At 66.2% G+C, this 10,908-nt stretch carries 12 protein-coding genes and 2 tRNA genes; 10 read left to right on the plus strand and 4 right to left on the minus strand.

The annotated features are described in order from the left end of the window. The first annotated feature begins 14 nt into the window (after positions 1–14). Positions 15–752, plus strand: a complete 738-nt coding sequence (locus ACFQV6_RS40970) for a hypothetical protein (RefSeq protein ID WP_378033117.1) — start codon at positions 15–17, stop codon at positions 750–752. Positions 753–797: 45 nt separating this feature from the next. Here the strand turns inward: ACFQV6_RS40970 and ACFQV6_RS40975 are convergent, their stop codons facing one another. Together ACFQV6_RS40975 and ACFQV6_RS40980 are read right to left on the minus strand one after the other, a co-directional pair. Then, positions 798–1,304, minus strand: coding sequence for an SRPBCC domain-containing protein (locus tag ACFQV6_RS40975; RefSeq protein WP_378033118.1), 507 nt, complete (start codon positions 1,302–1,304; stop codon positions 798–800). Then, on the minus strand, positions 1,301–1,621 hold the full coding sequence (locus tag ACFQV6_RS40980; protein WP_378033119.1) for an ArsR/SmtB family transcription factor: 321 nt from the start codon (positions 1,619–1,621) through the stop codon (positions 1,301–1,303). Before ACFQV6_RS40980 ends, ACFQV6_RS40975 begins: the two co-directional genes overlap by 4 nt. An 865-nt stretch (positions 1,622–2,486) precedes the next feature. Here ACFQV6_RS40980 and ACFQV6_RS40985 point away from each other — a divergent pair. The 3 genes from ACFQV6_RS40985 (at position 2,487) to ACFQV6_RS40995 (ending at position 4,312) form a co-directional block, all read left to right on the plus strand. Next, positions 2,487–2,732 carry a hypothetical protein gene (locus ACFQV6_RS40985; protein WP_378033120.1) on the plus strand — a complete coding sequence of 82 codons (246 nt, stop codon included), beginning with the start codon at positions 2,487–2,489 and terminating at the stop codon, positions 2,730–2,732. 579 nt (positions 2,733–3,311) lie between these two features. Beyond that, on the plus strand, positions 3,312–4,106 hold the full coding sequence (locus ACFQV6_RS40990; protein WP_378033121.1) for a TylF/MycF/NovP-related O-methyltransferase: 795 nt from the start codon (positions 3,312–3,314) through the stop codon (positions 4,104–4,106). Positions 4,107–4,183: 77 nt separating this feature from the next. Continuing rightward, positions 4,184–4,312: a hypothetical protein gene (locus ACFQV6_RS40995; protein WP_378033122.1), complete on the plus strand. Its 129-nt coding sequence runs from the start codon at positions 4,184–4,186 to the stop codon at positions 4,310–4,312. Between the two features lie 81 nt (positions 4,313–4,393). Here the strand turns inward: ACFQV6_RS40995 and ACFQV6_RS41000 are convergent. After that, a tRNA-Gly gene (locus ACFQV6_RS41000) sits at positions 4,394–4,464 on the minus strand. Positions 4,465–4,595: 131 nt separating this feature from the next. Between ACFQV6_RS41000 and ACFQV6_RS41005 the strand changes: the two genes are divergently transcribed. From ACFQV6_RS41005 to ACFQV6_RS41030, 6 genes are all read left to right on the plus strand, one after another. Continuing rightward, a tRNA-Pro gene (locus ACFQV6_RS41005) sits at positions 4,596–4,669 on the plus strand. A gap of 37 nt (positions 4,670–4,706) precedes the next feature. Continuing rightward, on the plus strand, positions 4,707–6,053 hold the full coding sequence (gene tig, locus ACFQV6_RS41010; protein WP_378033123.1) for a trigger factor: 1,347 nt from the start codon (positions 4,707–4,709) through the stop codon (positions 6,051–6,053). Positions 6,054–6,272: 219 nt separating this feature from the next. Further along, a complete protein-coding gene (locus ACFQV6_RS41015; protein WP_378033124.1) occupies positions 6,273–6,905 on the plus strand; it encodes a ClpP family protease in 633 nt (210 codons plus the stop codon). A gap of 11 nt (positions 6,906–6,916) precedes the next feature. Then, a complete protein-coding gene (locus ACFQV6_RS41020; RefSeq protein ID WP_378033125.1) occupies positions 6,917–7,573 on the plus strand; it encodes an ATP-dependent Clp protease proteolytic subunit in 657 nt (218 codons plus the stop codon). A gap of 214 nt (positions 7,574–7,787) precedes the next feature. Then, positions 7,788–9,080, plus strand: coding sequence for an ATP-dependent Clp protease ATP-binding subunit ClpX (gene clpX, locus ACFQV6_RS41025; protein WP_378033126.1), 1,293 nt, complete (start codon positions 7,788–7,790; stop codon positions 9,078–9,080). Positions 9,081–9,292: 212 nt separating this feature from the next. Further along, complete coding sequence (locus ACFQV6_RS41030) at positions 9,293–10,087, plus strand: carbon-nitrogen hydrolase family protein (RefSeq protein WP_378033127.1); 795 nt, start codon at positions 9,293–9,295, stop codon at positions 10,085–10,087. Between the two features lie 73 nt (positions 10,088–10,160). On the opposite strand, the gene ACFQV6_RS41035 is transcribed toward ACFQV6_RS41030, so the two are convergent. Beyond that, the gene (locus ACFQV6_RS41035; protein ID WP_378033128.1) at positions 10,161–10,376 is read right to left on the minus strand and encodes a hypothetical protein; all 216 of its coding nucleotides are present in this window, start codon (positions 10,374–10,376) and stop codon (positions 10,161–10,163) included. Between the last annotated feature and the right edge of the window lie 532 nt (positions 10,377–10,908).

Consider the following 10,908-nt stretch of genomic DNA (forward strand, 5'->3'; position numbering starts at 1 on the left):
CAGGAAGATCCATCATGCGGCACTATGACGGCTCTGGAGATCAAACAATCGCCGAGCCGGCTCAGCGAGCCCGCGCCTGCCGTGCGGGCCTGTTGCGCTGGTTCTTCGAGCAGCGGGCGGAGCGAGCCCATATGCCGATCACCGATCAATTCGTGAAGGACGACGGCGCAACCTGGGAAGGTGCCCGGTTCGTCGTGGCTGAGGTTCAGGAAGCGGCCGAGTACCTGTCGCACAAAGGATTGATCAAGGGGGTGGAGGTGGCCCAGGTCCGCGGACCGGTCCGTGCCGAGATCACGACCGACGGCATGGACTGTGTCACCGATTGGGCGGGGGACATCGCCGGCTATCTCCGCGATCAGCGTGGGTACGGTTCCACGGTCAACAACGGCCCGGTGATCCACGGGAACGCCACGGGCGGGCAGTGGGCGTGGGGCAACCGTGACGTGACGCAGCATCACTCGGTCCAGGAGGTCGCTCCCGGATTCGAGCCGCTGGCCGAGGCGGTGGCCGCCATCATTCGGGAACTCCCGGCTTTCGGCCTGGCCCCGGAGGATCTGCGGGACGCCGAGGACGCGGCGAACGAGGTGCTCGCCGAGGTCGGCAACCCGGAACCGGAGCCGCGCCGGGTGCGCCGGGCGGTTGCCGGTCTCCGCGGTTTCCTGATGCCGATCGCCACGAACGCCGCGCGGAACGAGGTGCAGCAACTGGCTCAGCATGGGATCGATCAGCTCAACTCCGCTATCGGCATGTAGTCGCGGCCCGCGCCGGTGAGGCGCGGGCCGGTCATGATGACCCGCTCAGGCGTCGGCGAGTGCCTTGTCGGTCTCCAGGAGCGACTTGAGGTCGCTGAGCACCCACGCCCAGCCGCCGCCACCGTCGCCGCCCGCCTCCGGGCTGCCCTGCACCATCGCCGCGGTGGCCGGCGCGCCGGTCAGCTCGTGGGTGACGGTGACCCGGCAGACGCCCGGGCCGGAGTCGTCGATCTCGTAGGTGACAGTGGTGAACGGCTCGGCGGCGGTCGTCGGGTCCATCAGCATCCGCCAGGTCTGCACCAGCCGGCGCGGCGGCTCGGCTTCGAGGACCTCGCCGTCGCCGATGACCTCGGGCATCTCGAAGCCGTTGGCGGCGGCGTAGTCCTTCATTCCCTGGTTGGCCGTGGAGTGGTAGCGGCCGCCCTTCCTGAGCTCGTAGTGCTGGGGCGCGGCATAGCCGTAGCGCTCGTTCCACTTCGGGTCGGTGATCGCCGTCCAGATCCGGTCAGCGGAAGCCTTGATCCAGATGCGGTAGACCTGCGTGGTGCTCATGACTCGTCCTCCAACGTTCGTTTGAGATCGATCAGCGTCGTGACGTGGTGCTCGGTGTACTTGTCGATCCACCGGTCGTGGATCTGCCGGATCGGGACGGCGTTGAGGAAGTGCAGCTTTTCGCGGCCCGACCGGCGCACGACGACGAGACCCGCCTCCTCGAGCACCTTCAGATGCTTGGCGACGCCGAACCGGGTCATCTCCAGCTCCGACTCCAGCTCGGTGAGCGTGCGGCCGTCACGCGCGAAGAGCAGATCAAGCAGGAAACGGCGGCTCGGGTCGGCCAAGGCCTTGAACACCCGGTCGTCGTCCGTCATGACACCAAGTTATGTGACCTTTTGGTCACCTGTCAACGGCCGGCGACGTGCCAGCATCTCCTGCTCCAGATCCCACGGGTCCTCCTCGGCCGCCCGTTGATATCCCAGCCAGCGGAAACTGCCGTCTGTGAGGTCGGTGAAAAGCAGCGAACCCCGGTGCCGTCGAGGCGGCTGCCCTCCTGGACGATGTCGCCGTCCTCGCCGGGACACCCGATCGGCGTCACCGTGCGTCCGTTAGGGGAGAACCACCCAGGTGCCGATGAGCCGGACGTAGAGGCTTTTCGCCTGTTTGTGGCCGGGCTGCGGTCCGGCCGCTTCGAGTTCCCGCGTGAAAGCCATACCGGCTACTGTCGATGCATGTCGGCCTCCAAGAGAAATGGCAGCTCGGTGGCCGTTGATCCGGCATCCGCGTACTGCGACATCGTCGACCCGAACCTGCCGATCGTGACCCCGCTCGAGGGTGCCTGACCTCATGAGTCCCGGTGGCACTGACGCGAGCCTGCTGGAGCTGGTTGTCGGGTTCTTCGCCGCGGCCTCGCTCATCGCGGTGATCACGGCGATCCTGCGCCGCCGCAGCGGCCGCTAGGACCTGCTGGGCACCCAGGTACGTGAGATGGAGGCACGGGCCGCCGCCGCTGCGTCCCCGGACGCGGATACCCACCTGCGGGACGCGGCCACCCGGATCGCCGGCGCCCGCCTTCACGAAGCCGCCTCGCGTGCTTCCACCCGTGCTTCCGCCCCTGCTGAAGCCCCTCCCGAAGCCCCTCCCGAAGCCACTCCCGAAGCCACTCCTGACGCGCCGACTTCCGGTGCGTCTGCTGCGGATGCGTCTGCTGGGTCACCCGGCGCGGGATTTTCGGATTTCGTGGCGGGAGACCGGTCGGCTCAGGACGCCACTGCTCCGCCGGAGGGGTGGCCGTCGGCGCCCGGCGGCAAGATCGACGCCATGGCCGACACGTTCGCCTGGCTCCGGATCGCGGCACTCGTGGAGGCCGGGCAGCGGGAGCAGGCGGTCGAGCTGCTCAGCATCACGATGGTCATCTCGGTAGACGAGGCGGAGATGCTCGTCGACGGCCTGAACGACGCGGGCGGCGAGCGTCGCCCCGACTGACCCGCGTGTGGCGGGAAGTCCAGCAACAAACATCGCGGCGCCGTCCGATGCCAGCGCCCGGGAGCTGAGGCGCCGGATGGACCACGTCAGCATTCGGGACTTTCACCCCCGGGAGTGTCTGGCGGGGGTACCAGGCGCGCACGGTGAGGTTGTGTGAGAGCTGGTTATTGCTCCGGCGTGGGTAGAAGCGCACGGTCGGGTTGTGTGCGAGCTGGCTGTCGTTGGGGGCGTGGGTGGACGGCGTTGCGTGCGCGCCTACTGTCGTTTGCAACGCCCCCGCCGCCCGCTCATCCCGCGAGAGTCCGCGCGCGGAGAGCCGCTCAGAAGCGGCTCTCCGCCCGAAAGGCGCATGCCGTCGCCAGGGCCGCTCCAAAGATCGCGTTCCCACCGGAGCTCGGCCCGCCGAATCAGCGGCGCACCCAGGACTGATGCACCGGATGGGCCACGCGAGCCACGAGGCGCCCACGTCGATCGCTTCCTTTTGGTCCCGCGCGGGTGGCAAAGAAAATCCCGAGGCCGCGACCGGCGGAATGCCGCAACGCTGGTGGTGCGACGGGCCGGATAACTAGCATGGCGGCCATGGCATGGAGATCCCGCGTCAACAAGGCCCTGGTCAAGACGACGGGATACCGGATCGTTCGCGCACATCCGAACAAGAACGGCAAGGCATCGGCTCGTGGGCCTGCGACGTCCAAGCCGGAGTTTCCCGTCGACTACGACGAGATGGCGCTGCCGATCATCCGCGCCGCGGCGCCGTACACGAGAACCCGCAAGGAGAAGAAGTACGCGCTGTACCTGGCCACCCGCTACGTTGTCGAGAACGAGATTCCCGGCGCGATCGTGGAGTGCGGGGTGTGGCGGGGCGGCAGCATGCACATCGTCGCGCGGACGCTGGACGCGATCGGCGACACCTCGCGAGAGCTCTACCTCTTCGACACGTTCGAGGGAATGACGCCGCCGACCGACAAGGATCTCACCTTCAGCGGAAAGCCGGTCTCTGAGCTGCTGGATGGTCAGCCCAAAACCGCGAGGATCTGGGCGGTCGCGAGCCTTGAGGACGTGAAGCATGGGTTCGAGCAGATCCCGTACCCGGACGACAAGATCCACTTCATAAAGGGCCCGGTCGAGGAGACTCTGCCCGAGCAGGCTCCGGACGAAATTGCGATCTTGCGCCTGGACACGGACTGGTACGAGTCCACCCGCCACGAGCTGTTGACCATGTACGACCGGCTGGTACCCGGCGGCGTCCTGATCGTCGACGACTACGGCAGTTTCCAGGGCGCGAAGCAGGCGGTCGACGAATTCATCGCGGAGACTGGCTCGCGCCTTTTGCTGATTCCCCTCGGCCCGGGACGGATCGCCGTCAAGCCGTAGGCCCCCTGCGGCTGGCCAGGCCTTGAGCCCAACGGCCGCCGCCCGAACCGCAACGGATATGTGGTGACCGCGAGTTGATGCACCGGATGGGCCACGCCACCAGCGACCGGGACCGCGAGATAGCCGACAGCATGGACAAGTGGATCGCCAAGGGCATCCGGCCCCCGAAGGCCAGGAAGCCCGGCAAGCCCAAGAAGCGCGGCTAATGGCACGCAAGATCCACTAAGGGGTGAAACACGTCGGCCCTGGTAGGAGAAATTTCCTCCTGACCAGGGCCGATGTCTCTGAGCGGGCGACGAGAATCGAACTCGCGTAATCAGTTTGGAAGACTGAGGCTCTACCATTGAGCTACGCCCGCATGAGCCCCGAGATCGCCCGGGGCTCGAGCACAGCTTACTGAATCATCTACCGTCCGCGCGAACCGGATTCCCCACCAGGTGACTCCAGCGCACACGCGGGTGAGCCGACCGCATACACTGGCCGTCGCCACGGGGTGTGGCGCAGCTTGGTAGCGCACTCGCTTTGGGAGCGAGGGGCCGTGGGTTCAAATCCCGCCACCCCGACTGCCACTATCTATCCGCAGCAACAAGGAGTACGCCTGTGAAGAGCACCGTCGAGACTCTGAGCCCGACTCGGGTGAAGCTCGCCATCGAGGTGCCGTTCGACGAGCTCAAGCCGAGCCTGCAGAAGGCGTACCGGGAGATCGGCGCGCAGGTGCAGGTGCCCGGGTTCCGCAAGGGCAAGGTGCCGGCCGCGGTCATCGACCAGCGGGTGGGCCGGGGCGCGGTTCTCAATGAGGCCGTCCAGGAGGCGATCCCCCAGCAGATCCTCGCCGCGGTCCAGGAACACGACGTCAAGACGCTCGGCCGGCCCGAGGTGGAGATCACGGAGTTCGCTGACAACGCGCCGCTGAAGTTTACGGCCGAGGTCGACGTGCGCCCGGAGATCACCGTTCCGGACCTGTCGACGATCAAGGTCGAGGTTCCGGCGGTTGAGATCGGCGACACCGAGATCGATGAGCAGATCAACGGCCTGCGTGAGCGGTTCGCGACCCTGAAGACCGTGGAGCGTGCGGCTGCGGAGGGCGACTACGTTCAGCTCGACCTCAACGCCACCGTCGACGGCGAAGAGGTGCCGGGCGGCTCGGCCACCAACATCTCGCACGAGGTCGGCAGCAAGCAGTTGCTGCCGGGCCTGGATGAGGTGCTCGTCGGCCTCTCCGCCGGCGAGGAGGCGGAGTTCACCACCCAGCTCGTGGGCGGCGACTTCGCCGGCCGTGACGCTGACGTGAAGGTCGCCGTGCGAACCGTCAAGGACAAGCAGCTGCCCGAGATCAACGACGAGTTCGCGCAGCTGGCGAGCGAGTTCGACACTCTCGAGGAGCTCAAGGGCGACCTGCGCGAGCGGCTCAGCCGGGTGAAGAAGGTCGAGCAGATCTACGCGGCCCGTGACGAGGCGCTCAAGCAGCTCGTCGAGGCCGCCGACATCCCGGCTCCGGAGGGCGTCGTCAAGGACGAGGTCGATGGTCGCAAGCAGGCGATGACCGATCAGCTGGAGCGGATCGGCGCGACCCTGCAGGACTACCTCGCCTCGGAGGAGAAGACCGAGGAGCAGATCGACCAGGAGCTGACCGAGGCGGCCCAGGAGGGCGTCCGGATCCAGCTGCTGCTCGACACCGTCGCCGACGCCGAGGACGTTCAGGTCACCGACGACGAGTTCGGGCACGAGATCGTGCACCGGGCACAGCGCGCCCAGATGCAGCCCCAGCAGTACTACGACCAGCTGGTCCGCTCGGGTGCCGCGGCCGCCGTCTTCGGTGACGTGCGCCGGGGCAAGGCGCTCGCCTCGCTGATGGAGCAGGTCACCATGACCGACACCGAGGGCAACACGCTTTCCCTCGATGACCTGCGCAACGGCGACGACGAGCACGCGGGGCACAATCACTGACGAGCAATCACTGACGTTTGAGCATGGCCGGCCACCGTGCAGCGCTTTCGCTGCGCGGTGGCCGGTGTCATTTCTTGGGTACGACCGACGCGCGTGCGCTGTCAGCGAACACCTGCCCGAGCGGGAAGCTGATGCGCATCCGACCAGTTAGGTTGGTCGTACGACGGACAACTTGCCGGCCGGAAGCTCGGCCGACACAGTCAGCTGTGAAGGGCTGCCATGACCGATCTCCACATCCCCGCGAGCCCCTCGCTGAGGCGGGGCGAAGCACTCAGTGGCAACCTCGACGATTCGGTCTACAACCGCCTGCTTCGTGAGCGCATCATCCTCCTCGGCAGCGAGGTGACCGATGCGGTCGCCAACCGTATCTGCGCGCAGCTGCTCCTGCTTTCCGCCGAGGACCCGGAGCGGGACATCAACCTCTGGATCAACTCGCCCGGTGGTTCCGTCTACTCGGGCATGGCGATCTACGACACGATGCAGTTCATCGACAACGACGTCTCCACCGTCGGGATGGGCATGGCCGCGTCGATGGGGCAGTTCCTGCTCTGCGCCGGCGCCGCCGGTAAGCGTTACGCCCTGCCGCACGCCCGGATCATGATGCACCAGCCGTCCGGCGGCATGGGCGGTACAGCTGCTGACATCGCCATCCAGGCGGAGCAGATGTTGTACACCAAGCGGATGTTCCAGGAGCGGATCGCCCACCACACGGGACAGTCTCCGGAGCAGATCGCGGCTGACTTCGATCGTGACCGGTGGTTCACGGCAACCGAAGCCAAGGACTATGGCTTCATCGACAAGGTGATCACCGGGGCCACGCAGGTCCCGGATGGCGCCGGAACGCTGAACTGAGGAGCTGAACCATGACCGACCTTTCCATGCCTCCCGGGTTCGCTCCGGTGCACAACCGCTACGTGCTGCCCTCGTTCTCCGAGCGCACCTCGTGGGGTGTCAAGGAGTCGAACCCGTACAACAAGATGTTCGAGGACCGGATCATCTTCCTCGGCGTCCAGGTGGACGACGCGTCGGCCAACGACGTGATGGCCCAGCTGCTGACACTGGAGAGCACCGACCCGGACCGCGACATCCTGATGTACATCAACTCGCCCGGTGGCTCGTTCACCGCGATGACGGCGATCTACGACACCATGCAGTATGTGCGTCCCGACATCAGCACGGTCTGCCTCGGCCAGGCGGCCAGCGCGGCCGCGGTGCTGCTCGCCGGCGGCACCCCGGGCAAGCGGATGGCGCTGCCGCACTCGCGGATCATCATCCACCAGCCGGCTACCGAGGGTGGTTACGGCCAGGGTTCGGACATCGAGATCCAGGCCCGCGAGATCATGCGCATGCGTACGCAGCTGGAGGAGATGCTCTCGCACCACTCCACCCAGCCGCTCGAGAAGGTTCGCAAGGACATCGATCGCGACAAGATCATGACGGCGGACGAGGCCAAGGAGTACGGCCTGGTCGACGTCGTCCTGGCGACCCGCAAGAAGAGCCTTCAGACCGCCGGCGTCTGAACACGGGAGTGCGATGTCAGGGGCCGGCCGGGTGCAGCTAAACTGGCCGACCCCTGACACGCCCGTTTTGGGGGGTCGGAGAACAGCCCCTTTGCGGGTAACGTCGAGTCCGCAGCCTCAGTTACGCGGGTCGGCGGACGATGAGATGGCAACGGGGCAATCAGCCTCGGACATGACCGGTTGACGGCCGGCATCCAAAGCAAGGAGAACGTAGGTGGCACGGATCGGCGACGGTGGCGACCTACTAAAGTGCTCCTTCTGTGGCAAGTCGCAGAAGCAGGTCAAGAAGCTCATCGCGGGCCCAGGGGTCTACATCTGCGACGAGTGCATCGATCTCTGCAACGAGATCATCGAAGAGGAGCTGGCCGAGACCGGCGAGGTGAAGTGGGAAGAGCTTCCCAAGCCGATGGAGATCTGCCAGTTCCTCGACAACTACGTTGTCGGCCAGGAGCAGGCGAAGAAAGCACTCTCCGTCGCGGTCTACAACCACTACAAGCGCATCCAGGCGGAGTCGAACGGCGCACCCGGCGGCGGGAGCGACGTCGAGGTCGCCAAGTCGAACATCATGCTCATCGGCCCCACCGGGTGCGGTAAGACGCACTTGGCGCAGACCCTGGCCCGCATGCTGAACGTGCCGTTCGCCATCGCGGACGCCACGGCGCTGACCGAGGCCGGTTATGTCGGCGAGGACGTCGAGAACATCCTGCTCAAGCTCATCCAGGCCGCGGACTACGACGTCAAGCGCGCCGAGCAGGGCATCATCTACATCGACGAGGTCGACAAGATCGCTCGAAAGAGTGAGAACCCGTCGATCACCCGGGACGTCTCCGGCGAGGGTGTGCAACAGGCCCTGCTGAAGATCCTTGAGGGCACGGTGGCGAACGTTCCGCCTCAGGGCGGCCGGAAGCACCCGCACCAGGAGTTCATCCAGATCGACACGACGAACGTGCTGTTCATCGTCGGTGGCGCGTTCGCCGGGCTGGATCGGATCATCGAGCAGCGCGTCGGTCAGAGCGGCGTCGGTTTCGGCGCTCGCCTGCGGTCGATCTCCGAGCGGAACACCGACGACATCTTCAGCCGGGTCATGCCGGAGGACATGCTGAAATTCGGGCTGATCCCCGAGTTCATCGGCCGTCTCCCGGTGATCACGACCGTGCGCAACCTGGACCGGGAAGCCCTGATCCAGATCCTCACCGAGCCGCGCAACGCGTATGTCAAGCAGTACCAGCGGCTGTTCGAGCTCGACGGTGTCGAGCTCGAGTTCGACGAGGGTGCACTGTCAGCCATCGCCGATCAGGCCATGCTCCGTGGCACCGGCGCCCGTGGCCTCCGCGCGATCATGGAAGAGGTCCTCCTCTCCGTGATGTATGAGGTGCCGAGCAACCCGGATGCCGCCCGCGTGGTGATCACCCGGGAGGTCGTCCTGGAGAATGTGAACCCCACGATCGTCCCGCGCGAGTTCGTCGGCCGGCGCCGTCGTCCTGACCGCGAGGAGAAGTCCGCCTGATCCTCGGGCCACCGAGTTTCTTTCCCACCGCCGTCCCGTCTGGGCGGCGGTGGTGGCGTTTCCGGGGTGTGCCGGGTGGGGTCGGAGGCTTGGAGGGTCGCGCGGCTCCGTGTCGGGCCGGGACGCTCGGACAGTCGGGCGTCTCCGTGTCGCCTTGAGTGGGGGCGGACTCATCCGGCGGTAAGTGCTCCGTGGGTCGTACCCTCAGATTTATGCGCGTCGCCGTCTGCCAGCTGAACTCCCGCGAAGACCGTGCCCACAACCTGGCTGTTGCCCGGGAATTGCTCGAGCGAGCCGCCGCAGGCGGTGCCGAGCTCGCCGTCCTGCCGGAGTATGCCGACTACCTCGGCCGCTCCGCCGACGCGCCCAAGCCGGAACCTGTCGACGGCGAGTTCGGTGCGTTCTTCGCCACGGCGGCCCGCGAGCTGGGCATCTGGGTGCACGCCGGCTCGTTCCACGAGATCGGCCCGGACGAGAGCCGGACCTTCAACACCACGCTGATCTTCGCGCCTGACGGCACGCTCCAAACGACATATCGCAAGATCCATCTGTACGACGTGGAGCTCGCCGGTCGTGTCTCCTACCAAGAGTCACGGTCTGTCGCACCGGGGAAGGACACCGTCGTCGCGGCGGTGAACGGCGTCCCCGTCGGGCTGAGCATCTGTTACGACCTGCGGTTTCCCGAGCTGTACCGGCGGCTCGCGATAGCCGGCGCGAAGATCCTCGTGGTGCCCGCGGCCTTCATGATGCACACCGGGCGTGACCACTGGGAGGTTCTGCTGCGTGCACGTGCGATCGAGAACCAGTGTTACGTGCTGGCCGCGGGGCAGATCGGTGACCACGAGCCGGGGCGCACGTGCTTCGGCCGCAGCATGATCATCGACCCGTGGGGGACGGTGGTGGCGCAGGCACCCGACACGGTGGGCGTCACGATCGCGGATCTGGACCTGGAGCGGCTCGACACCATCCGGGAAGAGCTTCCCAGCCTGGCCAACCGGCGTCTCTGAATCGCTTCCGGTGTACTGCTCGGCGCCTTCGGGGAAGGGTTCGCCCGCGTCTACGCCGGTGATGTATCCGGGGTCACAAACTCTGGACGAGGTAGCTGACGACGGCCAGACCGACCACCGCGCCGCCCACCAGAAGAAGCGCCCCGCCCATCCGGGAGGGGCCGCGCAGAAACAGCTTGTGAACCGAGAGAACGACCGTGACCAGCACAAGCAGGCCGATCACGATCTGCCAGAGCGGCACGAGGAGGCCGAGAAACGCGTCGACCGCCAGCGTCTCGGATGCGTCCATGACGCCACTCTGTCACGGTTTCCTATCGCGATGTGCCGCCGCGCCGCCCAGGCGGGTACGAACGTCGATTTGCGGTCACACCGCTGTGTCACGTAACTTCTTCTCTGCCAGCGGGAAACCGGTACGGACGGCCACGAAAGTGACATTCCGGAAGGTAACTCGAGGGTCGTTGAGAGCGAGCTATGCTTGGACTCAGCGCCGGGTGGTGCGGCACGATCCAAGAAATTGGGTTTGCGGCCGCGGGGCCAACCGGGTAGAGTGGCTAAGCCAGCAGGGAGCCGGGCGGACTGATCAGATGACGATCGTCGGCCGGTCTGCTAGAAAATCACTCTTTCCCTTCACCGGGGAAACACTTGGGCGATGCCGACAGGGTCCTGGATTCTGGGCGGCGACAACGACCAGGTAAGCTTGAGCGGTTGCCTTGAAAGCGGGCCTCTGATTGAGGTTTCTTTCGATGTGCGGTTGTTCTTTGAGAACTCAACAGGGTGCTTGATAAGCCAGTGCCATTTATGGCAATACCCCGGCCTGTCTT

Source organism: Actinoplanes sp. GCM10030250 (assembly GCF_042666575.1).
In the GTDB taxonomy this organism is placed as follows: domain Bacteria; phylum Actinomycetota; class Actinomycetes; order Mycobacteriales; family Micromonosporaceae; genus Actinoplanes.